This is a genomic window from Pseudomonas sp. GR 6-02, from assembly GCF_001655615.1.
Lineage (GTDB): Bacteria > Pseudomonadota > Gammaproteobacteria > Pseudomonadales > Pseudomonadaceae > Aquipseudomonas.
The window spans coordinates 3,791,219-3,812,871 of record NZ_CP011567.1 but is presented as its reverse complement, the minus strand read 5'-3'; the positions used below and the strand labels follow the sequence as shown (position 1 = coordinate 3,812,871).

21 protein-coding genes and 2 pseudogenes are annotated in these 21,653 nt (G+C 57.4%); 15 read left to right on the top strand and 8 right to left on the bottom strand.

The genetic code is table 11. From position 1 onward, the window contains the following. Positions 1-225: 225 nt before the first annotated feature. Both PGR6_RS29480 and PGR6_RS16710 read right to left on the bottom strand, forming a co-directional pair. Positions 226-453, bottom strand: a pseudogene (locus PGR6_RS29480) (transposase); the annotation flags it as partial. After that, positions 454-816 carry a winged helix-turn-helix transcriptional regulator gene (locus PGR6_RS16710; RefSeq protein ID WP_064618417.1) on the bottom strand — a complete coding sequence of 121 codons (363 nt, stop codon included), beginning with the start codon at positions 814-816 and terminating at the stop codon, positions 454-456. A 112-nt stretch (positions 817-928) separates the two neighbouring features. Between PGR6_RS16710 and PGR6_RS16705 the strand changes: the two genes are divergently transcribed. Then, on the top strand, positions 929-1,663 hold the full coding sequence (locus PGR6_RS16705) for an SDR family NAD(P)-dependent oxidoreductase (protein ID WP_018930253.1): 735 nt from the start codon (positions 929-931) through the stop codon (positions 1,661-1,663). 59 nt (positions 1,664-1,722) lie between these two features. Further along, a complete protein-coding gene (locus PGR6_RS16700; protein ID WP_064618415.1) occupies positions 1,723-2,322 on the top strand; it encodes an NADPH-dependent F420 reductase in 600 nt (199 codons plus the stop codon). A gap of 252 nt (positions 2,323-2,574) precedes the next feature. Here PGR6_RS16700 and PGR6_RS16695 read toward each other — a convergent pair whose 3' ends face one another. Then, positions 2,575-3,027, bottom strand: coding sequence for a winged helix-turn-helix transcriptional regulator (locus PGR6_RS16695; RefSeq protein ID WP_018930255.1), 453 nt, complete (start codon positions 3,025-3,027; stop codon positions 2,575-2,577). 161 nt (positions 3,028-3,188) lie between these two features. Here PGR6_RS16695 and PGR6_RS16690 point away from each other — a divergent pair, with 161 nt between their 5' ends. The 4 genes from PGR6_RS16690 to PGR6_RS16675 all read left to right on the top strand — a co-directional run bounded on the left by PGR6_RS16690 (position 3,189) and on the right by PGR6_RS16675 (position 6,079). Then, positions 3,189-3,824 (top strand): NADPH-dependent F420 reductase, encoded by a 636-nt coding sequence (locus tag PGR6_RS16690; protein WP_064618414.1) that lies wholly within the window; start codon positions 3,189-3,191, stop codon positions 3,822-3,824. A 47-nt stretch (positions 3,825-3,871) separates the two neighbouring features. Next, entirely contained in the window at positions 3,872-4,837 is a 966-nt protein-coding gene (locus PGR6_RS16685; protein ID WP_018930257.1) for an SDR family oxidoreductase, read from the top strand. Between the two features lie 114 nt (positions 4,838-4,951). Further along, positions 4,952-5,572: an NADPH-dependent F420 reductase gene (locus tag PGR6_RS16680; RefSeq protein ID WP_064618412.1), complete on the top strand. Its 621-nt coding sequence runs from the start codon at positions 4,952-4,954 to the stop codon at positions 5,570-5,572. Positions 5,573-5,662: 90 nt separating this feature from the next. Beyond that, positions 5,663-6,079, top strand: a complete 417-nt coding sequence (locus tag PGR6_RS16675; RefSeq protein WP_064618410.1) for a nuclear transport factor 2 family protein — start codon at positions 5,663-5,665, stop codon at positions 6,077-6,079. 91 nt (positions 6,080-6,170) lie between these two features. On the opposite strand, the gene PGR6_RS16670 is transcribed toward PGR6_RS16675, so the two are convergent. Continuing rightward, positions 6,171-6,785, bottom strand: a complete 615-nt coding sequence (locus tag PGR6_RS16670; RefSeq protein ID WP_064618408.1) for a LysE family translocator — start codon at positions 6,783-6,785, stop codon at positions 6,171-6,173. Positions 6,786-7,015: 230 nt separating this feature from the next. Between PGR6_RS16670 and PGR6_RS16665 the strand changes: the two genes are divergently transcribed. Further along, a complete protein-coding gene (locus tag PGR6_RS16665; protein ID WP_018930261.1) occupies positions 7,016-7,594 on the top strand; it encodes a DUF4337 domain-containing protein in 579 nt (192 codons plus the stop codon). A 211-nt stretch (positions 7,595-7,805) separates the two neighbouring features. Next, positions 7,806-8,168, top strand: a complete 363-nt coding sequence (locus PGR6_RS16660; RefSeq protein ID WP_064618406.1) for a tautomerase family protein — start codon at positions 7,806-7,808, stop codon at positions 8,166-8,168. Between the two features lie 186 nt (positions 8,169-8,354). Here PGR6_RS16660 and PGR6_RS16655 read toward each other — a convergent pair whose 3' ends face one another. Next, positions 8,355-8,813, bottom strand: a complete 459-nt coding sequence (locus tag PGR6_RS16655) for a DUF6196 family protein (RefSeq protein ID WP_230139439.1) — start codon at positions 8,811-8,813, stop codon at positions 8,355-8,357. Positions 8,814-8,942: 129 nt separating this feature from the next. On the opposite strand from PGR6_RS16655, the gene PGR6_RS16650 reads away from it, so the two are divergent. The 3 genes and pseudogenes from PGR6_RS16650 (at position 8,943) to PGR6_RS16640 (ending at position 13,352) form a co-directional block, all read left to right on the top strand. Further along, positions 8,943-9,839, top strand: a complete 897-nt coding sequence (locus PGR6_RS16650; protein ID WP_018930328.1) for a LysR family transcriptional regulator — start codon at positions 8,943-8,945, stop codon at positions 9,837-9,839. 47 nt (positions 9,840-9,886) lie between these two features. After that, positions 9,887-10,572 (top strand): annotated as a pseudogene (locus tag PGR6_RS16645) (transposase); the annotation flags it as partial. Between the two features lie 68 nt (positions 10,573-10,640). Further along, entirely contained in the window at positions 10,641-13,352 is a 2,712-nt protein-coding gene (locus PGR6_RS16640) for an AAA domain-containing protein (RefSeq protein WP_064618402.1), read from the top strand. A gap of 594 nt (positions 13,353-13,946) precedes the next feature. Here PGR6_RS16640 and PGR6_RS16635 read toward each other — a convergent pair. After that, entirely contained in the window at positions 13,947-14,888 is a 942-nt protein-coding gene (locus PGR6_RS16635) for a LysR family transcriptional regulator (protein WP_064618400.1), read from the bottom strand. A gap of 98 nt (positions 14,889-14,986) precedes the next feature. Between PGR6_RS16635 and PGR6_RS16630 the strand changes: the two genes are divergently transcribed. The 3 genes from PGR6_RS16630 (at position 14,987) to PGR6_RS16620 (ending at position 18,140) form a co-directional block, all read left to right on the top strand. After that, the gene (locus PGR6_RS16630) at positions 14,987-16,201 is read left to right on the top strand and encodes an MFS transporter (RefSeq protein WP_064618398.1); all 1,215 of its coding nucleotides are present in this window, start codon (positions 14,987-14,989) and stop codon (positions 16,199-16,201) included. 397 nt (positions 16,202-16,598) lie between these two features. Next, a complete protein-coding gene (locus PGR6_RS16625; RefSeq protein WP_064618396.1) occupies positions 16,599-17,435 on the top strand; it encodes an AraC family transcriptional regulator in 837 nt (278 codons plus the stop codon). A 108-nt stretch (positions 17,436-17,543) separates the two neighbouring features. Next, on the top strand, positions 17,544-18,140 hold the full coding sequence (locus PGR6_RS16620) for a LysE family translocator (protein WP_064618394.1): 597 nt from the start codon (positions 17,544-17,546) through the stop codon (positions 18,138-18,140). A 353-nt stretch (positions 18,141-18,493) separates the two neighbouring features. Here PGR6_RS16620 and PGR6_RS16615 read toward each other — a convergent pair whose 3' ends face one another. Next, on the bottom strand, positions 18,494-18,790 hold the full coding sequence (locus tag PGR6_RS16615) for a DUF7660 family protein (protein ID WP_064618392.1): 297 nt from the start codon (positions 18,788-18,790) through the stop codon (positions 18,494-18,496). A gap of 237 nt (positions 18,791-19,027) precedes the next feature. Beyond that, positions 19,028-19,282 (bottom strand): hypothetical protein, encoded by a 255-nt coding sequence (locus tag PGR6_RS16610; RefSeq protein WP_064618391.1) that lies wholly within the window; start codon positions 19,280-19,282, stop codon positions 19,028-19,030. A 484-nt stretch (positions 19,283-19,766) separates the two neighbouring features. Here PGR6_RS16610 and PGR6_RS16605 point away from each other — a divergent pair, with 484 nt between their 5' ends. Beyond that, a complete protein-coding gene (locus PGR6_RS16605; RefSeq protein ID WP_064618388.1) occupies positions 19,767-21,626 on the top strand; it encodes an ABC transporter ATP-binding protein in 1,860 nt (619 codons plus the stop codon). Positions 21,627-21,653 lie beyond the last annotated feature (27 nt).

Sequence of the window (21,653 nt, the reverse complement as noted above, 5' to 3'; positions counted from 1 at the left end):
GCGAAGACAACCTCTGATTGACAATGGACGTGTGGCCATCTGACTGCGGGAAGCCTGCGAGGTCGCGCTTACCGAGGATGTGCCTGTCCACATAGACCGATAAAAAGAGAAAAGTTCTAGGGCTCCGCGGCTTAAATAGCCGACGACCTCATTGTTCGGCCTCTTTGAGGTTTGTTATCTAGTGGATTGGGTCAATTTGAGATTTATTACTTGGTGCAGGCGCACCTATCCCGTGACCGGTGGCCCTTGCGGTAAAAGTTTGGCCAGCCGGCGCAGGTTCTGCACTGCGGCGGCCAGCGTGAACTCATCGGTTGCGCCACTCATGCCACGTAGTCGTAAACGATCCACTTTCAAGATGCGCTTGAGGTGGGCAAACAACATTTCAAGATTCTTGCGTTCGTGGCGAGAGCGCATGTACTCCGGTGTCGCTGCAATATGCCGAGCCACATCCCGCTAGGGCAGCGTGTCGCGCTTGGCGAAGATGCTTGCCACTTCCGCTATGTTCTCGGTTCCCCAGGTGCACAGCGGGATGATCGCGTCAGCCAGGCTGCGACCGAGCGGGGTCAGCGTGTAATCCACGCGCGGCGGCACTTCCTTGTAGTCGGTCCGCGCCAGCACGTGATCGGCCTCCAAATCCTTCAATTGCTGGATCAGCACCTTGTCACTGACGCCAGGGATCAAACGCTTGAGTTCGCCATAGCGCTTTGGGCCGTCGCGCAGGAAAAACAGGACCAGCGGTTTCCACTTGCCCGAGATGATGCGCAGCGTGGCGTTGAGCCCGCAGCCGGGGTCGCAGGTTTCAGAAGGTGTGGTCATATTGGGTACTTACCTAAAAGTGCATACTTGTCGTTAGGTTATTAGATCCGCATAGTCGTTCTCAAGCAAGCAGCTCCCTGCTTCCATACAACGCTTAGGAAGGATGTACGACATGACCAGACTGAATGGAAAGACCGCTGTGATCACCGGTGGCGCTACGGGCATCGGCCTCGCCGCTGCAAAACGCTTCATCGAGGAGGGCGCCTTCGTCTTCATCTTTGGCCGCCGGCAGGAAGCGCTTGACGCCGCTGTGGCCGAACTTGGGCCCAATGCCCGCGCGGTGAAGGGCTCGGTCTCCGATGAGGCCGACCTCGACCGACTCTACGCGGCGGTGAAGGCCGAGCGCGGAACCCTCGACATCGTTTTCGCCAATGCCGGGGCGGGAGGCCCGCTTCCGCTCGGCAAGCTCACTGCCGAGCACATTGACGAAACCTTCGAAACCAATGTGAAGGGGACGATCTTCACGGTCCAGAAGGCGCTGCCGCTGATGGGCCAGGGCGGTTCGATCATCCTGACCGGGTCGAGCGCCGGCACCACGGGCGCCCCGGCATTCAGCGTCTACAGCGCGAGCAAGGCGGCAGTGCGCAACCTCGCGCGGACCTGGGCGGAGGACTTGAAGGGCACCGGCATCCGGGTAAACGTGCTGTCGCCCGGGCCGACGGCGACCGAACTCGCGAAGGCCGCGCTAGGCGAGGAGGGCATGAAGGTCTTCGCCTCGATGAATCCGCTCCAGCGCATGGCCGATCCAGCGGAGATCGGAGCGGTGGCTGCCTTTCTCGCGTCACAGGACAGCAGCTTCATGACCGCCAGCGAGGTCGCCGTCGACGGCGGCCTGGCGCAAATCTGACTCGCCACGCCCGGCCCGCTATTTGGCGCCGCCGGGGGTGGTAAACCTGAGGAGAATATATGAGCTACGCAATCATCGGTTTCGGCAATATCGGCCAGGCCCTGGCCAAGGCGTTTGCCCGCAACGGCATCGAAGTAGCCGTTGCAACCACGCGCGCCCCGGAAAGCTTTGCATCCGTCGCAGCAGCGATCGGACCTCAGATCATTCCCAAAAAACTGGCGGACGCGGTCAAGGCGGACATCGTCTTTCTGGCTGTCCGTTTCGAGTCGCACCCGGATGTCGCTAAGGCGTTGCCGACCTGGAAGGGGAAGACCATCATCGATGTGACCAATGCCTACGGCGTGTCCCCTGAAGAACTGGGAGGAGAGCCATCTTCCAGAGTCGTCGCGCAGGCCTTTACTGGTGGACGACTGGTCAAGGGCTTCAATCATTTGGGCGCTGCCGTCCTTGGCCAGGATCCGGCCGTACAGGGTGGCAGGAGAGTCGTGTTCCTGGCGAGCGACGATGACGGCGCCGCAACGGAAGTGGGTGCGCTTGCAGAAAATCTCGGTTTCTCGCCGATCAAACTGGGTGGGCTTTCGGAAGGTGGACTGCTTGTGCAGGCGCGCGGAAATAGCTGGGGTCAACTGATCTTCAAGGACTTGGTCAAGTTCGGCTGATGAATCGCGATCGTAAATGTTGATGCGGTCCTGGCCACAACTTGGAAAGTCAAAGCCACGAACAGGACGTTTGAGGACCATTTTGTCTTCGCCATCACTGTTCGCAATGGCAAGCTGACGAACATCCGGGAGTACGTCGACACGCAAGCATTGGCGCGGGCCTCGGAAATGGTCGCGAGCCCTCGGACCTGAGTCATCGGAACCGATACCAACTCATTTGCGCGCCGTGACAGGGCGCGTTCGCCGCTTTGTTCATCCCCCGCTCTCAGGAAAGAGGCACCCGCCATTGCGGACCAGCGCCTTCACTTCCTCGCTCACCTGCATGGGGTTTTGACTTAATCGAGCAACTAAGTCCTCGTGGCGCCGCACGTACGACTTCGAATCATGCTTCGCGCTCCAGAGCACAATGTTGATCACGATGGGAATGAGGTCCAGGCCCTTCTCGGTCAACGTGTAAAAGTCCTTGCGTCTGTCGTCGGGGCTGGGCGCCTTCGAGAGAACGCCTTGCTCCTCAAGAAAGGCAAGTCGGGAAGCAAGAACATTGGTCGCGATTCCCTCTTCCGATTTCAGAAACTGGCCATACGTCTTCTTTCCAACAAAAACGATGTCGCGAATGATCAAGAGCGACCACCGGTCGCCAAAAATCTCCACGCCGTAGTTCACCGCGCAATGGGATCGAAAGTCTTCTTTAAGAGTTGTCTTCATGGCTGGATCTTAGCATCGCTTGCATGTCGCAAGTAAAATTCCATAGATCACTTGCTATTTGCAAGTAAAGCGACCAGCATGGATCGCACGTTGAATGAGTTCGCCGGATCGCACCAGCAGCCATGGAATGATCAACCCCCATACCTGCAAGGAAACTGCGCATGAGCACTATCAGCATCATCGGCTCAGGTGGCATGGCCGCAGCGATCGGCGGCCTTGCCGCCCAAGCCGGACACACCGTCGAGGTGATGAGTCGTGACGCCATCAAGGCGCGGGCGCTGGCCGAGCAGATCGGAGCCGGCGCGACGACAGGAACGTTCGGCGCCGCGCCGGCCGGGGATATTGTCATTCTGGCGGTTCCCTATTCAGTCGTTCTCGACGTGGTGAAGCAGTACGGCGAAGAATTGGCAGGCAAGCTTCTTGTCGACATCACCAACCCCGTCGCCCCCGACTTCACAAGCTTTGTGACTCCTGAGAATAGTTTCGGCGCGCAGGAAATCGCCAAAGCAGCCCCAGCCGACGCCGAAGTCATCAAGGCGTTCAACACCCATTTCTCCCACGTCCTGGCTGCCGGTCCTGTCGAGGGCCACCCGTTGGACGTGTTCATCGCTGGAGACGACGCGCAGGCGAAGGCACGCGTCTCGGCATTCATCGAGAGCCTCGGATTACGCCCGATGGACACCGGGCCGTTGCTCATGGCGCGAACGTTGGAGCACGCCTGCCTGCTTTCGCTGGGCCTCATTGCCCACTCCGTCAAGCACACGCACTTCTCAATCGGCGTCAGCCTTCTCGGCTGACCGCACCCGCAGCACCATTTTTTATCCCACTTACAAGGAACACCAACATGCGCGTTTTCGTAACTGGCGGGACCGGCCATTCCGGTCCATACATCATCTCCGACCTCATCGCTGCCGGCCACGAGGTCACCGCTTTGGCCCGGTCAGACAGCGCGGCGGAGGCGATCACTGCGCTCGGCGCAAAGGTGCGTCGCGGTGATCTCGATGATCTCGAGGGGCTCAAGGAGGCGGCTGCAGCCGCCGACGGCGTAATCCACGTCGCGCACCGACAAGACCTGCTTCCGGTCGGCGGGATCGACGCTGTTGCCGCAGCGGAGGTCCAGATCATGCTCGCATACGGTGATGCACTGGCTGGAACGGGAAAGCCGCTGGTCGTGTCAGGCAGCATCGGTTCGCCGACTAACGAGGGTTGGCCGGTTCCTGGGCCGCTCCAGAGCCGACCGGCGACCGAGGAGGATCCGGCTCTTTCTCCGGCTGGCGATCAATATAAGGGCTCCCTGCGGGTTCGTAACATCGTGGAGCTGACTGTAATCGGTCTCGCAGAGCGGGGCGTACGGTCTTCGGTCGTGCGCATTTCTGAAATCATGCACAGCTCAACCGACAAGGCCGGTTTCCTTCAGGTCCTCATCGGGCAAGCAAAGGAAAAGGGCGTCGTTGGCTTCCCCGGCGACGGCTCCAACCGGTGGGCGGCAGTGCATGCCCGCGACCTCGCTACCCTGTTCCGCCTGGCGCTGGAGAAGGGGCCCGCTGGCAGATCCTGGCATGCGGTTGCCGAAGGGGCTATCCCGTATCGCGAGATCGCGCAGGCCATTGGCAGCCGTCTGAACCTTCCCGTCGTGCCCATTCCTGCGGACGTAATGATGGGGCCGGGTTTCTTCGGCTTCCTCGCGAACTTGGTGACGCTGGATACCCCGGCGTCGAGCGATATCACGCGCCGGATGCTCGGCTGGACACCAATGCAGCCGGGCCTGTTTGCCGATATGGACAATGGCCATTACTTCCCTGCCGCCTGAGTGAGCTGAGGCTGTTCGCCGGGTCGCAACGAGCCCGGCACAACACGGGATACCAACCGGGGGAAGCCCGTTCAGAGATTGCGGGCAATACCCCAACTCATTTGGAGATTACACATGAGCACTATCAGCATCATCGGTTCAGGAGGCATGGCTGCGGCCATTGCCGTTCGTGCCGCCAAAGCTGGACACACCGTCGAGGTGGTCAGCCGCGACCCCACCAAGGCGCAGGTGCTGGTCGACAAGCTCGCAGCAGGAGCGACCACAGGAACCTATGGGGCCGCGCCCGCTGGCGACATCGTCATCCTCGCCGTGCCTTACACCGGTGCGGCCTCGGTGGTGACCGATTACGGAGACGCACTCGACGGCAAGGTGATCATCGACATCACCAACACGGCCTCGCCGGACCTCACGGGTCTCGTCTCTCCCGCCGGCAGTTCTGGTGCGCAGGAGATCGCCAGGATCGCCCCCGCCAGCGCGCATGTCGTGAAGGCATTCAACACCCTTTTCGGCCACGTCCTTGCCAAGGGAGGCCCCCTCGATGCGTTCATCGCCGCCGACGACCCGCAGGCCAAGGCACGCGTCTCGACGTTCATCGAAAGTCTCGGGCTGCGTCCGTTGGATGTTGGTGGCCTGCACATGGCCCAGACGCTCGAGGCGCTCGGCCTGATGATGATCGGCCTGGCGAAAAACGGCGCCGGCACTTGGGACATCGCCTTGAAAGTCGATATCGGCTGAGTCTCCGACACCACGCCCCTCACCGGCAGGTCCACAAGGTATCTGATTAGAACGGACGCGAGCAGATGCGAGAGAAGCGGAGAGATTTTGATGAACACACAAAAGAATGTTCAGGTTGTTAAGGACTTCTTTACTGCAATGGGCCGCAGCGATAGGCGAGGTCTAATGGCGCTGACTTCCGAAGATATTGAATGGATCATTCCGGGCGAGGACTGGCCGCTGGCTGGCACGCATCGCGGGCACGCGGAATTGGAAGATCTGCTTCAGAAGGCTTCCGAAAAGATGGAAACCTCTGTCATGGAGTTCCATGAATACGTGGCGCAGGGTGACCGGGTTCTGGTCGTCGGCTTCGCCAAGGGGAGAATCAAAGCCACGAATAAAACGTGGGAGGACGATTGGGTCTTCGCCATTACCGTGCGAAATGGAAAGCTGACGAACATCCGGGAGTATATCGATACGCAAGCACTGTCGCGGGCCTGCGAAATGGACGTGGGCTCCAGGCCCTGACCCATCGAGAAGAACTGTACGCAGCCGGGGAGGGGAGCGGGGAAGACATCGCGAAGTGTGTCTCCTTCTTCTCGGATAAAGGAGAGGATTGCTAAACCAGTTGGCGAATCCCCAAAGACAAAATCAACCCACCGCACAGTCGATCAATTGCTTTTTTCCTCCCTTGATACCCGGCAGCGATCTTGGGTTGCGAAAGAGCGATTGCGACCATTCCATACCAGGTCATTGAAACCACCACGACAACTGCCAGCATCGACAAAAACGTGCCTGGCGAAACGTGGGCGGGGGCTGCGGCTGAAAAGACAGCGGCATAGAAAGCCATGGACTTGGGGTTGCCAATATTGGTAACCACACCCTGAATGAAGGACTGCCGGCAACTGCCGGCGATGGCATCATTTAGCGGGCCAAGCGCATTCTTCCCTGCGTTGATCAGCAGTCGGAATCCGAACCACATCAGGTAGGCGGCGCCCAGAACCTTTACAACAAGCGCAGCCCAAGGGAGCGCAGCAAATACAACCCCGAGACCTGCAATTGCACAGGTGGACCAGAACAAGTTGACCAGTACGATGCCCGCGACCAAAGCCAGAGCTTCTGACCGCGTAGCAGCCACCGCTTTATGGACCACCGCAACGAAATTTGGCCCGGGGATAACGACGCCGGCCAAGTAGACCAAAAAGACTGTCAAAACGGCGGAACCATCGATCATGTGCTTCCTCGCGAGTCCTGTGGACGGTGATCGTCACGGGTGAGATGTACTAAGAGCTAAGGTCGTTTGTGACCTCAACGTCCATCGAAATAAGAGTCTTGCACAGCGTTATCGAGATCAGTGGCTTTTTACACACTTTGGACCACTGGCTGCCAGTCAATTGTGTCCAAAGAATCAGGGACAATTCATAATGCTGTCCATCTCCACTAACACCTCCAAGATCGACACCCATGCCTGAAGAGTTCGAAGTCCCCAGCCCACACGAGCAACACATTGAGCACACCACCCATCATGCGCATGCACAAGGCGACAGCTTTGCCAGCAAGATTGCGGTGATGACAGCCATCATGGCGACCGTCGGCGCCCTGATGAGCTATCAGGCCGGCTCAACGGAGAATGAGGCGGCCATGGACAAAAACAACGCCGCTATCCAGAAAACCGAAGCCGCCAACGAGTGGAATTATTACCAGGCCAAGTCCAGCCGGCAGAACCTGTCGGATCTGGCAAGCCATCTCCCTGGGCTGGATTCCGCCCATTATGTTGCTGAGGCGCGGCGGTACGGGGAACAGAAGGAGGAGGCGCGCAAGAAGGCTGAAGCATTCGAACAACGGGCAAGGGAGTGGGACGAGAAGTCAGAGCAGGCGTTGCATCAGCATCACCGCTGGGCCCAGGCAATGACAGCGATTCAAATAGCAATTTCACTGGCGGCCATTACCTTGCTGACGCGTAAGGAATGGCTCAAGCGGCTCTCGTTTGGGGCCGCGGGTGTTGGCGTCATGTTGGGTTCGCTGGCTTGGCTGCATATCTGAGCGAGGCGCTCAGAAGTTCGCCTGTCGAATGCGACCGCTACTGGTCGATTTCTGCCCTTAACGAACGGCAGAAATCGGCCAAAAGCAATGGGATGGACTCGGTGATGGCAAAGCTAGACAAGGACTTACAGGACGACAAGGAACTTTATACGGCACGCCATCGCGACATGGCATGTCACCTATAGTAGTTATACGCTTGCAAGGAATCGCAATGATCACCGTCTATGGAATTGACTACAATTTAAATGCCAAAAAAGCACAGATGTCCGATGTGCTACATAATTGCATGACTACCGTTCTTGGGTTACCCGAAGACAAGCGTGCTCACCGTTTCGTCCCGCTAGATAAAACTAATTTCTATTACCCCGGCGGCAGATCTGAAAAATACACAGTAATCGAAATAAGCATGATTTCTGGGCGAACGGAAGAAACAAAAAAGAAGCTCATAAAGCAAATATTTACAGACTTTGAGCGAAACTTGGCTATAAATCCGGTTGACGTTGAAATCACAATATTTGAGCAACCAAGTCATTGCTGGGGATTCCGAGGGATCACAGGCGATGAGGCACCTTGAGTTACAGGGTTAACGTATAACAAGCGGTTCAAGCCGTTCGCTTCGCTCTCTGGGACCGCGTACCGCGGTTCCTTGATTTATTTTCTCGACTCAAATCATCCACTTTTTGGCCGGTTTAGGTCTTCCGGGAACGGCTGCTATTCAATCGGCCAAAAGCGAACACTTGGGCACGCGCGACCATATCCGCTACCGGGAAACTCCCATTTCCCCGGCCGCTCGGCCATCAACCAAAGCCTGGATCTCTGCGAAGACACCCGAAGCAAGGCTGGCCGGGACGCCCCAATAATCAAATATCCCGCCCTCATCTCTGTTTTGGCCGCAAGTGACGAAAACGCCAGTTCCAAAATGCCGCTTCAGACGCATCGCCAACCAGCCCACGAATCCGCTGTTGTCTACGTTTTCAGGGAAATGGAAACGGAAGACGCCGAACAGTTCTCGCTCGATGTCGTCGCAAGGGACCAGTTGACTCCATACCTTGTCGTCTCGAACGAGCGCCAGTGCGTCGGGATATGCCGCACCAGGAAACGATGACAAGGGAAACTCCAAAAACGTATATGTGCCAGGAAAGAACCGGACGCGCGCCTGAGAGGTCACGTGCAGCAGTCGGCGCTCGGTATCCGCTGCCGTTTCATGCGATATGTTCACCAATTCATAATCTCCGCTCTACGAAGCGCAAGGCGCTATTACTTTGATTGACCAGAGGCATGATGAACAGCAAGATCTTGAAGATAAATGCTCAAGATTTAATAACATTGACAACTAAAGGTTGTAGATATGGACAAGCTGAAAAGCATGGCAGCGTTCGTGGCGGCAGCCGAATCAGACTCGTTCTCGGCAGCCGCTGCCTTGTTAGGCGTGACCCCGCAATTGATTGCCAAACAGGTCGGCAATCTGGAATCTGAGCTAGGCCTCAAATTGATCACGCGAACCACTCGCCGTCAAAGCTTGACTGCCGTGGGCAGGGAATATTACTCACGCTGCAAAGCCATTCTGAGCGACGTTGATGACGCCGATGCTCTGGCCTTGGCAGCGAACTCAACACCGCGAGGAAAAATAAGGATCAGTGCGCCGTATAATTATGGCTCTCATCGACTGATCCCGTTCCTCACCCAATACCTGACGCGTTACCCCGAAACGGAAATCGAGTTGGAGTTGACGGACAGGTTCGTGAATGTCGTGGAAGAAGGCTACGAAGTCGTTTTCCGGCTGGGAAAACCTCAGCTGGCCGACAGTGCAGCTCTGGTTCAACGCGGTTTGAAACCTTTCAGGATGTTAGCCTGCGCATCCCCCGCTTATCTCTCGCGCAAAGGGGTCCCGCTCCATCCTGAGCAGCTCGTGGACCATGACTGTCTGGGCTACCTGTTTTCCGATCGAATGACAGACAAGCTCTGGCGATTCACTAAAGATATGCAGACGTTCACGATCCCCATTGCGAGTCGACTGAAAGTAAACAACACCATGGCCAAGGTGAACGCCGCATTGTCGGGTTTCGGTATTACGCTCTGCGTCGAGGACGTGCTGACGCCCTACGTGCGACGAGGTGAGTTGGTCGTACTTTTTGAGAACTTCGAAGGCCCCATCTACCCTGTCAACCTGATCTACCCCGCCGACCGTCGCCCTTCAGCAAAGCTCCGACACTTCGTGGATGAGGTCATCCAAAGCTTGGGTTGACCGCAGCAAGAGCTGATTGCACACAGCTTGAGCAAGCGTGCCAGTCGATGGATGGCGAGCACTGCGTGATCATGGATGTGGAACCCACACCGGCTCATCGAACCCCAGAAGTCGAGAGCACCAAGACGATGATCGATCGGGTCGAAGTGCAGTTCGACATCAAGCCAGAGCGCCTCATTGGCGACACCGCTTACGGTACTGCGCCGATGCTGGCCTGGATGGTGGAGAAAAAAGACATCGAGCCGCATATGCCGGTGTGGGACAAAACTGAGCGCAAGAACGACAGCTTTTCGAGTAACGATTTCCACTGGAATGAAGAGGCCGAGGAATACCGCTGCCCGGCCGGCAACGTATTACGCAGCGAATGGCGAGTCTTCAAGACGAGCGTTCGCACGTCACCAAAGCCAACACCATCATCTTCCGATCCAGGCAGACCGACTGCGCGACATGCCTGCTGAAAGCCAAGTGCTGTCCGAACACCTCGATTCGCAAGATTGCTCGCAGCGTCCATGAAGCCGCTCGTGATGTGGCTCGGCGCATTGCAGCAACGCCGGAGTACGTGCGCTCTCACCATGAGCGCAAGAAGGTCGAAATGCTGTTTGCCCGCTTCAAGCGCATCCTGAAACTGGATCGCCTGCGACTACGGGGCATGAGTGGTGCGGCCGACGAATTCACGCTGGCCGTCGCAGTGCAGAACCGGCTATCGATCCTGCACGCAATGATGGCAATATGACTCATCTTGGAGAAAGTAACATTCGGCGCGAGGCGAAGCCGGATGTCATGCGCATAGGGATAAGGAATATGGTTTCGATTCAGGTGGATGGTGAGGACAAGACCGCAAAGATCAGCGACTGGGCGATTCGCTGGAGCGACAAATACGAAGCCCTGGAACTGACCTGTCACTTCCCCTCCAAGAAAAAATACACCCGTGCGCTCAGTAACTGCCAAGTTTCGCCCACCCGCGAGTTGACCAATGTATTGCTGCACAAGCCCGGCAGCACGATCGTCACGCCCATTGCCAAAGCTACGATTTACGGCGAGCGATATGCCGTCGTGCACTACCCGGGCGCCGAAAAGCCCTATGTCTACATGATGGACGGTATCGGCTTTACCGCCCCGACATCGATGAAGGAAACGCCGGTCTTCCGCTATTTCACTCTCGTGGCGAATGCCCGACAGGATCACGCTGAGTCGAAAACTGATCGTGAAATTGCCGACAATGTGGTGCGCCAGCTCGGAAAACTGCCCGCCATCGCTGGCACTGCCCTGCAAGCCTATTGTACGGGGCGAAACGGCACGCTGGCGCCGGGTCAGGGGCTCATCTATCCGTTCGGGCTTAACGAGAGTCAGCTTCAGGCGGTCGAGCGGGCGTTCAGCGCGCAAATCAGCGTGATCGAAGGCCCGCCAGGGACCGGCAAGACCCAGACGATCCTCAACATCCTCGCCAATATTCTGTTACGTGGGCAGACGGTAGCGGTGCTGTCCAACAACAATGCTGCCGTGGAAAACGTCTACGAAAAGCTGGAGAAATACGGCCTGGGCTACTTGGTCGCCAAGCTTGGCAACCAGGACAAACGTGAGGCCTTCTTTGCCGATCTGCCTGCTTGGCCATCAAACGCGCCCGAGCCGGCACCATCCCTAGATGAAATCCAGGCCTTGCTGACCCGCTTGAAGCAGCACCTGCAAGACCACAACAGGGCGGCACAACTGCAAATCGAGCTGGACGAGCTGGTCATCGAGCGGCGCTACCTGCAGCAGTGGCAGGCAGAAAGCGATGTACAGGCCACAGTCTCGCTCGACAAGTACGGCCTGACACCGCGCAAGACTGCGGACCTCATGGCCTACCTGGCGTACCTCGGCGAGCAGCGCATTCATCTCAAAGACCGTATCGAGCTTCTGTTCAAATTCAGAATCTTTCGCACCAAGCCATTTACCGAGGGCGAGGCGCGCATGGCCGTTTTCCATGCACTGCAGATGCATTACTACGACAAGTCGCTACGGGACAAGGAAGCGGAGCTGCGGGCGTGCCGTGAATCGTTGGCACGCGCGAATTTCACGGCCCTGCTGAAAGAACTGACAACAGCATCGATGCACCATCTCAAGCAGCATCTGCAACTTCAGGTACCGCCGTCGGACAGCTTTGATGTCAAAACTTACCGCAGGCATTTCGATGTCTTCTTGCAGCGCTTCCCTATCCTGGGCAGCGGCACGCACTCCATCGTCAATTCGATCGCGCCGGGAGCGGTCCTCGACTACGTGATCATCGACGAAGCCTCTTTGCAGGACATCGTGCCGGGCATCCTGCCACTGGGCTGCGCAAAGAACCTGATCGTCGTTGGAGACAACCGCCAGTTGCCGCATATCCCTGTGGCACTGGGGCTTCAAGCGCCCGCCGAAGTCTACGATTGCGAGCACTACAGCCTGCTGGATTCGTGCATTGCCGTGTTTCAGGACACGCTGCCCAGAACCCTGCTGAAAGAACATTACCGCTGCCACCCCAGGATCATCCAGTTCTGCAACCAGCAGTTCTACGACAACGCACTGGTGCCGATGACCGAGGACAAGGGCGAAGCCCCCCTGCGTCTGGTGGTGACAGCCAAGGGCAACCACGCCAGGAAGAACACCAACCTTCGGGAATTGGACTCCCTGCTGAAGGTGCTTGGGGACGAGGGGCCGCCCGTCGGTATGGACGGCGAAGGCCGCGGTTACATCGCCCCGTTCCGGGCGCAAGTCAACCTTTCCGACACGCACTTGCCGACGGATTTCGTCAAGGACACCGTGCACAAGTTTCAGGGGCGCGAATGCGACGAGATCGTCTTCTCCACCGTGCTGGACAAGAAGCGCTACAACCAGGCGCGAACACGCCTGGATTTCGTCGACGACCCACGCATGATCAACGTGGCAGTTTCGCGGGCCAAACATCGCTTCACCCTGGTGACTGGCGACGAGGTGTTCACTGACAACAATGGCCACATCGCCGCGCTGATTCGCTACATCAGCTATTACGCGCAGGACGATCAGATCGTACGCGCGCCGGTGGTGTCGGCATTCGACTTGCTGTACCGCGAGTACGACCAGTCTCTGGCACGCTTGGACGCCCGCCTGCGGCCCGAGGATTCACGCTACAAGTCCGAGCAGATCGTGGCACAGTTGCTGCGTGAAGCGCTGTCAGCCCCGGCGTGCCAGGCATTGAAGTACCACACACAGATCCAGCTGGATAAGCTTGCATCGCCGGGTAGCCTCGACTGGACGGAGCCCCAGCGGGCGTTCATGAGGCGCGCCAGTTGCGATTTCGTGATCTATTTCAAAGTGGGCAAAAAACCGATAGGGGTGATCGAGGTTGATGGCGGGTACCACGACCGACCCGTGCAGGCAGCTCGGGACGCCATGAAAAATGAGATTTTGGCTAGAAGTGGCATTCCTATTCTGCGGCTGCGGACAGTTGAGAGTGACATTGAGCGGAGAGTTGGCGACTTTATCGGGCAGTGGGCTAGTCCTACGCATGGCGCATAAGCACTGGGTCAGAGGTCGTCAGTCGTTGATGGTAGCAATCGACCCGAAGCTGCCTGTAGCCAAGCCGCAAGCTAGCCGATCGAAGGGTTACCGAAAGTATTCGCGACTCCTGTGGGAGTGGGCTTACCGGAGTGCCGCACCACCGCGAACACGGGCGAAGCCCTTGCCATCCAACACGATGCCAGAGACAGCATTTTGCATGTAAGGATCAGGCTTGGTCAGTAATCGCTTCAGTGATCGGGTCGAAAGCAGCCGCTGGCGAGGGACCGCTTTCGACCCAGGCTGTGTAAAAACGTTTTAGAGCAGGTTTGAAGGTTCGAATCGGAACGAAAACCGCGTTCCTACGCACATTTCAGGACCACTGATCTGCCAATCACGGTCAGATTTTACTTAGCGACACAGACTTCAAAACGAGGCCTGCGTTTTTACACAGCCTGGACCCATAGCGGACACTCCAGCAGCCAGTCAGATGTGTCTACGAGACCAGAGGGCCATTCAACTTACTGGAAATTGTCTGCCCCCGACCTAGGCAACCTCATTGCGCACTTGACGGCAACTCTTATCCGGTATGGCGTGGCTTACAACCTCCTAACATCAGGCATTAGGTACTTTAAGGTCGAACAACAGCTCATCGGTTGCGCGATCAAAATGGTCGGTAAGGAAATCCAGCAATACACGCACGCGGGGAATCCGGTAACGATTGCCGTGTAATACCGCGTAGACGCCGGCCTCTCGGACACAAAAGTCAGGTAACAGGACCTTCAGTCGTCCAGCACGGATATCGGCTGCCGCATCCCAAATAGTCTTGCGTGCGATGCCATGTCCAGCCAACGCCCATGCGCGCGCGAGGGCGCCGTCGTTGGTTTCCCATGCCTGGCTCATGGGAACGGTGTGGTTCCATTCCTGACCATCCACCACAAAGTGAAAGGTGTTCAATGGACCTGCAGACGTCACCAGCACGATGAACTTGTGGCTAGGCAAGTCAGTAGGGGTTTGGGGTTCACCGTATCGCGCCAGATAATCAGGCGAAGCGCACAGTACTCGCCAGTTGGGAGCCAACTGCCTGGCGATCATCGAGCTGTCATGGGGCTGTCCAAACCGGATTGCCAGATCGACATCGTCCTGCACCAGATTTGACACCGAGTCCGACAACGTCAGTGCGACGTACAGTTCCGGGTGCAATGTACTGAATGTCTCAAGCCAGTCATTTAAAAGATTGCGGCCAAAATCGGCGGATGCGGATATCCGGACCTTGCCACGCACCTCTGTTTGACTGGCTTGAAGCCCAGCTTCCGCCTCATCGATAGCCCGCAATGCGACCCAGCATTGCTGCAAATAAAACCGACCTTCTTCCGTGAGGCGCAACTGACGCGTTGTGCGATCAAACAACTTGGTGCGCAGCGCCGCCTCAAGCTTGATAAGTCGCGCGCTGGCCGCGGCCGGCGACAGCGCCAGTTTGCGCCCTGCGGCAGACAAGCTGCCGAGTGCTGCCGCTTCGACAAACAAACGCATGTCGCCCAATCGGTCAGTAGCCATATTCAATTCAAATTTGATGGTTCATCAAATGGTAGACCAATTATCAAATCCGTAGCAATTCATCACACTCACGTCTCCCATTCCTCTGAGCACAGGTCATGACCAGCAAATCGCAATTTGAAAATGGCTCTTTCACGACATCGGGCAATACCGAATACCTCACTACTGGGCGTCTCCCATTGGCGGCCCTGTTGGCGCTGACAATGGGGAGCTTTATCGCCACCGCCAACGAAACGGTGCCAGCAGGACTTTTGCCGCAAATCGCCGAGGCATTTGGTGTGTCGCAAGCGTGGGCTGGTCAGATGGTGACCCTATGTGCGCTGGGCTCAGGGTTAGCGGCTATTCCATTGACTCTCGCTTTGCAGGGCTGGCGTCGGCGCTTGGTGCTATTACTGGCTGTCGGGGTGTTTTGCGCCTGTAATGCGGTGACCGCCCTGTCGCCCTGGTTTTCATTGACGCTGGCTGCCCGCTTCGTGGTGGGTATCGCAACCGGTCTGGCCTGGAGCCTGCTGGCCGGCTATGCCAGACGATTGGTCGCCCCACAGCAGCACGGTCGCGCAATGGCGCTGGCCATGCTCGGCATCCCTTTGGCACTTGCCCTAGGCGTACCGCTAGGTGCCTGGCTCGGCAAGCTGCTGGGATGGCGTTGTGTGTTCGGGACTCTCTCAGGACTCAGCCTTTTGCTGATGGCCTGGATATATCTGAAAGTGCCTGATTATCCCGGACAACGCTCCGATCGACGCTTGCCGCTACGCAGGGTCCTGCAAACCCCGGGCGTGCGGCCCGTGCTGGCGGTGGTCATGCTCTGGATCCTGGCTCACTACACCCTCTATACCTATATTGCTGCGTTCCTGGCTTCTGTTGGATTGGCCGATCAGATAGATCGGGGCCTCCTTTCATTCGGTATTGCGGCCTTGTTCGGTCTATGGATGATCGGCACGCTGATTGATGACAGGCTTCGGAGTCTGGTACTGCTCAGCCTGACAGCATTCATCCTGGTTTCGTTTGCCCTGGGCCTGGGTGAGCTGCCCGTCAGTGCGATCTATATCGGCATCGTCCTGTGGGGGATGAGCTTCGGTGGTGCGCCAACCTTATTGCAAACCTCCTTGGCTGATGTTGCCAGTGACGGCGCTGATATTGCGCAATCAATGTTGGTGACCGTCTTCAATCTGGCGTTTGCAGGCAGTGGTGTGATCGGCGGCATTTTCCTGGAAACATGGGGGGCAGGTGCTATTCCCTGGGTAGCGCTGGCATTGTTGCTACCAGCGCTGTTGATTGTTTCGATAGCCAAGGGGCATGCTTTCAGGCGTTAACTACTGCCGAGGAGTTGAGGATTTATCAACCCTAAGAGGGTGGGCAGAGGTGATCATTGAGGCTTCATTTGATTTGGCCTTGATACACCCTTGGTTTAAGGGCGATCCCTTCAATGAGCCTCCGTAGTTGTGCTCGCGATCGCCCTCGTGATGAGCAAGTGACCGATCTCTACCTATAAACGCGGTCAGCTGCTGGTCGATTTCTATCCGCGAAAGGCTGTTTCTGGTGGCTTTCTGCCTATCACGACTGACGGAGATCGACCCGTTTTCTGCCTTTCAGCATAGGCAGCTATGGCTCAGCATCAAACCGCACAAATCTTCTAAACGTTCTTTTCAAAAGCGCGGTAATTTAGTCGCCCGCACAGTTCAAAGCTGAACCATACCTCTGGAGCCTTCCGTGGATAAACGCAACTGGATTGAGCTGTCCCAGGATGCCGATACCGGGATTGAATCGATTCGTGCCCATTTTCAGGGGCATGCCTACGATCCGCACTGGCATGACAGTTTTCTGGTGGGGGTCACCGAACAGGGGGTGCAGCAGTTCAATTGCCGACGCGTTCGCCATCTTAGTACGCCGGGCAAGGTATTCATGCTGGAGCCGGGGGAAATCCACGATGGGCATGCGCCGACCGAGGAAGGGTTTACCTATTCCATGCTCTACCTCGATCCGCACTGGCTTGAACGGGAGTTGCATGCGTTGTTCGAGCACGCGCCAGCCGATAGTCAGCCGGGCTTTGCCGACACCCTGAGCCAGGATCCGGGCCTGGCCACTGCCATTTATCAAGCCTTCCACGTGCTCCATGAGGGTGACTTGCGCATCGTGCGCCAGAGCGCCATCGATACCTTGTTGGGGGCGCTCACTTGCCACCTTGATTGGCGCAAGCGGCAGGCCTTTGATCCGCGTCTGCCGTTGGTGGCCCAGGTTGCGCGTGACTATCTGCATGCCCATGTCTACGAGGACATCGGGTTGGATGATCTGGCTCAAGCCTGTGGTGTTGATCGCTTTCGCTTGACGCGGGCCTTCAAGGCAGCCTTTGGGCTGGCGCCTCATGCTTATCTGATCCAGCTGCGCCTGGCCAAGGCGCGGCAGCTACTGGCGCGGGGCGAGTCGCCGGCGCAGGTGGCCAGTGCTCTCGGGTTCTCCGATCAAAGCCATATGGGGCGCTGGTTCCGCCGTGCCTACCAGCTCACGCCAGCGGACTACCGCAAGCGCTGCTCAAACCTTCCAGACTGAATCCCGCTGACCCGCGACCATGGCCTCCTATCTGATCAAGGAGTCCATGCCATGTCTTTTTCGCTGTTCCTTTCTGCGCCTTCGATGTGTCCTCAGGGAGTCTGAGCCATGGAATCGTTGTTGCCTTTCCTGCTGTTTGCGTTCGTTGCCTCGATCACCCCGGGGCCGACCAATATTCTGGTGCTGAGCCACAGTTCGCGGTGGGGGCTAGGTGCCACGCTACCCCTCATTTTTGGCGCATGCGTGGCGGCGGCGCTGATTGTGTTTGCCGTCGGGCTCGGCGTGGGCGAGACGCTGCTGCGGTTTCCGCGAGTGCAGCAGGCGATGGCCTGGGCCGGGGTGTTCTGGTTGAGTTGGCTGGCCTGGCAGATCTTTCAAAGCGCGCCGCCGTCCCTGAACCCGACTACCCCGCGCGACGAGGGCCTGAGTGTGTTCGGTGCCGCCACCCTGCAATTGCTCAACCCCAAAGTCTGGATGATGGCGGTGGCGGTGGTGAGCGTGTTTGCCGGTGGCGGCGACAAGACCATGCGGCTGGTGTTGTTGTCGCTGGTGTTCCTGTTGGTCTCTTTGCCGTGCATGACTCTGTGGGCGTTGCTCGGCGTGGGTAGTGCTCGGTTTTTTGGTTCGCCACAGGCGTTCAAACGCGTGAACCATGCACTGGCTTTTTTGCTGCTGGTGTCGGCCTGGTTGACCGTGCTGGTGTAGGTCGAACATACCTGGGCAGGGCGCTTTAATCAGCAGCCAGACCCCGCCAAGCTTAGGGTGATGATGAAGGCCTGTATGGAGAAATAGGCAGGCAGAATGCGTATTACCAGGCCGACTATAGTCTCGATTGTCCAGTAACGTTCTGGTTCTGACCGTTTAACTTGCTCTAAATCGTTTTTACACAGCTTCGGCCGATTGCTGCCTGTCGCGACAGGCAGAAAACGACCCAGGCTGTGTGAAAACACCGCCGAGCAGTTCAAGACCTGCGGTTTAAAACAGTATGAGTCGATAGTGGACTTTCACGACCGGCAGCCTTCGTTCGGTCGTTGTCCTTCGAACAGCAATGGCTGGGCTCACTCATAAAATTTACCAGCGAGCAAAATGGCCGCACAGCGTTGCCATACGTTTGATCTACTGGCACTCACAGGGGAACTGCGTGAGCTGGCAGTCGCCCACGCTGCGGCAGCATCAAGAAAGGTATCAATAGAGCCGTTTTCCCACCCCAACGCCCCCGGTCCATAGGGAGACGACGGAGAGGTCTCCTCCAGCAAACGCTCCTCGGCGAAATCCATACCTAGAGCTTCAATGAAGCCGATGAATGATTGTTCGTCGTCTACGGTTTTCAGTAGCTCATCAAGATTTATGGACATGGTGACCTTGGAGGTGCGTGATAGGTGATAGCGAAGGAGTAAATTCTCACTATGCTGCTATGCCACGAGATGAGGGGCAAGCTTACGTCCTCTTTGGGGCCAGGCTGTGAGAAAGAGCCAGTAATCGTCTAACCTTTTCATCGTCGAGATCGCCCCCAATACGATCTAGACGATCAGAAGGTTAGACAAACACTGGCGTTTTCACACAGTCTGGACCCAAAGCTGACGGTCAAATACTTACGGTGCACCCACGGATAGTTCCAGCAACAGAGAAAATCGGTAAATGGCGATATTTATATCGTCCATGGTTTCACCATCCCATTCTTCGATGGTTCCCAGCTCGGCTTTCAATGCAGCGATTCGCTCCTTGATCTCTGCTATCTCTGCAGGACCACATTGAGAGGCAATCTCCTCCCATTTTTCCTGGGGAATCTTCTGTTGAATGCATAACCCTTCACGTGCCTGCATGATCAGTGTCGATAATGTGCTCATAGAATTCCTTACCTGGAAATGTCAGCCATGTTACTCACACAACTACCGGACAGGCTGCTTTGAGTCGATAGCGATCGTTCATATGAACGTCTGCTTCTGGCCCAGGCTGTGTAAAAACGCAGACACGGTTTTGAAGTCTGCGTCGCTACGTAAAATCTGCCAATGGTTGGTGGGTCAGTGGACCTGAAATTTGCGTAGGAACGCGCTTTTCGTTCTGGTTCTGACTGTCAAACCTGCTCTAAACCGTTTTTACACAGCCTCGGCCGAAGGCGGTCCTTGGATGAACGTCCGTTCTTGGCCAGCCCCCTTCGATACCGGCACATTTATCGCTGCCGACCGGGTTTCTGGCAGCGTATAAGAGGCCGCCCCCGGCAGCCCAATCCTCAGAGCGACCTGCCTAAGCGCCATACCTCTAACTTCGCAACCCCCTCAAAGCAACCGTTCAATGGCAGAATCTCCTCAACTTGATCGTTTGGAGAACACCATGCTTCGTGCGTTTGAACGAAGGCTCGACCCTTTTCCTCCTGACGAGGTACCACCGCCACCCGACGGCTTGGCTCGCTTCCTGTGGGCCTGTACGCGGGGTGCTCGCGGTTACATTCTGGTGTTTGCGCTGCTCAGTGCCGGTGTGTCGATTTACGAAGCCTGGCTGTTTTCCTTCCTCGGGCAGGTCGTGGACCTGCTCTCGACCTGGCAGGCAGGCGGTGAAGCGGCTGCGCAGGAAAGTCGCGTGTTGTGGGGCATGGGCATCATCATGGTGGCCAGTGTCGGGCTGGTGGCGTTGCGCACCATGGTGCAGCATCAGATATTGGCGATTAACTTGCCGTTGCGGCTGCGCTGGGACTTCCATCGCTTGATGCTGCGGCAAAGCCTTTCGTTTTTTTCCGATGAGTTTTCCGGCCGGGTCACGACCAAGGTGATGCAGACGGCGCTAGCCGTGCGCGACATGCTATTCACCCTTATCGAGATCGCGCCCGGGATCGGGGTATATTTCATCGCGATCATCGCACTGGCCGGCGGCTTCGCCCTGAAACTGATGCTGCCTTTCATTGCCTGGGTCGTGTTGTTCGGGCTGGCCATGTGGTACTTCGTGCCCCGCCTGGGGAAAGTCGGGCAGGAGCAGGCCAATGCGCGGTCGATGATGACCGGGCGTATCTCAGACGCCTACACGAACATCACGACGGTGAAGCTGTTCTCCCACTCCAATCGTGAAGCGCATTTCGCGCGTGCAGCGATGGAGGATTTCAAACAAACCGGCTTTCGTCAGATGCGTCTGGTGAGCCAGTTCGAGATCGTCAACCAGGCATTGGTGGTGGCATTGATCATGGCAGCAGGGGGTTATGCCCTGTGGCTATGGCACCAGGGTGAGGTCGGCGCAGGTGCCGTGGCGGCAATCACCGCCATGGCGTTGCGTATCAATGGCATGTCGCACTGGATCATGTGGCAAATGACCTCGCTGTTCGAGAGCATTGGCACCGTGCAGGATGGCATGGCAACCTTTACCCGGGGCCCAAAGGTGCAGGATGCGCCGGGTGCGGGTGTGCTCGTAACCTCCGACGGCGCGGTCACCTTCGATAACGTGAGCTTCAACTACAATGGCGAACGCCAGGTTCTCGATGGCCTGAGCCTGAGTATCCGCCCGGGTGAAAAAATCGGCCTGGTTGGCCGCTCTGGCGCCGGCAAATCCACGCTTATCAACCTGCTGCTGCGCTTTTATGACGTCGACAGCGGGGAGATTCGCATCGACGGCCAAAACATCGCACAAGTGACGCAAGACAGCCTGCGCGGCGCCATCGGTATGGTCACGCAGGATACCTCTCTACTGCACCGTTCCATTCGCGACAACATCGCCTACGGCCGTCCCGATGCTACCGACGCGCAAATCCGCAGCGCCGCGGCCAATGCCCAGGCCGATGAGTTCATCAGCCAACTGAGCGACCGGCAAGGCCATACCGGTTACGACACCCTTGTGGGTGAGCGCGGCATCAAGCTGTCGGGCGGCCAGCGCCAACGCGTCGCGATTGCCCGGGTGATGCTCAAGAATGCCCCGATCCTGCTACTTGACGAGGCCACCAGCGCGCTGGACTCGGAAGTCGAAGTGGCCATACAGGAAAGCCTCGATGAAATGATGCAGGGCAAGACGGTGATCGCTATCGCCCATCGACTGTCCACCATTGCGGCCATGGACCGGCTCGTCGTCATGGACAACGGACGCATCATCGAGCAGGGCACCCACACCGAATTGCTCGGGAAGAACGGGATTTATGCGCGGCTGTGGCAGCATCAAAGCGGCGGGTTTCTGGGTGAGGATCAGGGAGTGGTCGAGGCTATGGATCAGGTGTGAGCGTGAAGAGGGCGCAGCAGGGGGGGG

What these genes read in the sequence shown, in the direction of transcription:
- PGR6_RS16690 (WP_064618414.1), top strand. Translation starts at nt 3,189, where the DNA reads ATGAGCACTATCAGCATCATCGGCTCAGGTGGCATGGCCGCAGCGATC.
- PGR6_RS16670 (WP_064618408.1), bottom strand. Translation starts at nt 6,785, where the DNA reads ATGATCGATGGTTCCGCCGTTTTGACAGTCTTTTTGGTCTACTTGGCC.
- PGR6_RS16660 (WP_064618406.1), top strand. Translation starts at nt 7,806, where the DNA reads ATGATCACCGTCTATGGAATTGACTACAATTTAAATGCCAAAAAAGCA.
- PGR6_RS16680 (WP_064618412.1), top strand. Translation starts at nt 4,952, where the DNA reads ATGAGCACTATCAGCATCATCGGTTCAGGAGGCATGGCTGCGGCCATT.
- PGR6_RS16675 (WP_064618410.1), top strand. Translation starts at nt 5,663, where the DNA reads ATGAACACACAAAAGAATGTTCAGGTTGTTAAGGACTTCTTTACTGCA.
- PGR6_RS16705 (WP_018930253.1), top strand. Translation starts at nt 929, where the DNA reads ATGACCAGACTGAATGGAAAGACCGCTGTGATCACCGGTGGCGCTACG.
- PGR6_RS16640 (WP_064618402.1), top strand. Translation starts at nt 10,641, where the DNA reads ATGGTTTCGATTCAGGTGGATGGTGAGGACAAGACCGCAAAGATCAGC.
- PGR6_RS16685 (WP_018930257.1), top strand. Translation starts at nt 3,872, where the DNA reads ATGCGCGTTTTCGTAACTGGCGGGACCGGCCATTCCGGTCCATACATC.
- PGR6_RS16610 (WP_064618391.1), bottom strand. Translation starts at nt 19,282, where the DNA reads ATGAGCACATTATCGACACTGATCATGCAGGCACGTGAAGGGTTATGC.
- PGR6_RS16630 (WP_064618398.1), top strand. Translation starts at nt 14,987, where the DNA reads ATGACCAGCAAATCGCAATTTGAAAATGGCTCTTTCACGACATCGGGC.
- PGR6_RS16650 (WP_018930328.1), top strand. Translation starts at nt 8,943, where the DNA reads ATGGACAAGCTGAAAAGCATGGCAGCGTTCGTGGCGGCAGCCGAATCA.
- PGR6_RS16605 (WP_064618388.1), top strand. Translation starts at nt 19,767, where the DNA reads ATGCTTCGTGCGTTTGAACGAAGGCTCGACCCTTTTCCTCCTGACGAG.
- PGR6_RS16710 (WP_064618417.1), bottom strand. Translation starts at nt 816, where the DNA reads ATGACCACACCTTCTGAAACCTGCGACCCCGGCTGCGGGCTCAACGCC.
- PGR6_RS16615 (WP_064618392.1), bottom strand. Translation starts at nt 18,790, where the DNA reads ATGTCCATAAATCTTGATGAGCTACTGAAAACCGTAGACGACGAACAA.
- PGR6_RS16635 (WP_064618400.1), bottom strand. Translation starts at nt 14,888, where the DNA reads ATGGCTACTGACCGATTGGGCGACATGCGTTTGTTTGTCGAAGCGGCA.
- PGR6_RS16695 (WP_018930255.1), bottom strand. Translation starts at nt 3,027, where the DNA reads ATGAAGACAACTCTTAAAGAAGACTTTCGATCCCATTGCGCGGTGAAC.
- PGR6_RS16665 (WP_018930261.1), top strand. Translation starts at nt 7,016, where the DNA reads ATGCCTGAAGAGTTCGAAGTCCCCAGCCCACACGAGCAACACATTGAG.
- PGR6_RS16620 (WP_064618394.1), top strand. Translation starts at nt 17,544, where the DNA reads ATGGAATCGTTGTTGCCTTTCCTGCTGTTTGCGTTCGTTGCCTCGATC.
- PGR6_RS16700 (WP_064618415.1), top strand. Translation starts at nt 1,723, where the DNA reads ATGAGCTACGCAATCATCGGTTTCGGCAATATCGGCCAGGCCCTGGCC.